Raw genomic sequence first — 743 nt, 5'->3', positions numbered from 1 at the left:
TAATTTATATCAATATTGCTTATATTAGGATCATAGGCAGATAAAACCCTTCCGTGCTTTTTTAATATATTATATGATTTATAGCATTCAAATATGTTTTCTGATATGCCAATGGGCAAATTATCATTTATGTTATTATTTTTAAATGATGCATCTGTAAATATAACATTACCACTCGCTGTATTTATTATAAACGCCTGTGAAGACCTATGATGGCATCCAACCCATAATGCATTGATTCCTGGTATTAATTCCGTAATATTGTCAGAATCGAAGAATACTACCCTGTTATATGCACTGAATAGTATATAATTAAGCATTTCATCCTGGATAAATAAGTACCTTTTTTCATTGTGTAAATTATGTGTAATTATATCATCGATCCAGCCCCTTCTGGAAATAAAAAATTTTGCATTATTAAACTGGTTTAATCTGCCTGTTGTATAGTCCTGAATTGGGGTAAATGATATATTTTTAATGTCATTTTTGCTGAATCCCGAATCTTCAAGTATTTTTATGGAATCATATGATTTAAATAAGGACCTTTTACCTGCAAATTTCATCATTTCATTATTACGCAAATCAAGGTTTAATGGCATTCCAGTATTAATAAGGAAATTTGTTCTATCATTATATGCTATTACAATATGAAAATCTAGCTTTTCCCATTCATTCCAGTGGGACATTCTGTATACCTCGGGGCCTGGCACACATTGCTCTCCAATTTTTAATATTTTTACCCT

General features: G+C 30.3%; 1 protein-coding gene. It reads right to left on the bottom strand.

Annotated elements, in window-relative coordinates:
• Positions 1-710, bottom strand: a 710-nt coding sequence (locus AOG55_RS07815; protein ID WP_201779098.1) for a hypothetical protein, incomplete at its 3' end; no start/stop codon positions are given.
• Positions 711-743 lie beyond the last annotated feature (33 nt).

The organism is Acidiplasma cupricumulans, from assembly GCF_001402935.1.
Taxonomy (GTDB): Archaea; Thermoplasmatota; Thermoplasmata; order Thermoplasmatales; family Thermoplasmataceae; genus Acidiplasma; species Acidiplasma aeolicum.
This window is presented reverse-complemented; position numbering and strand designations above follow the sequence as displayed.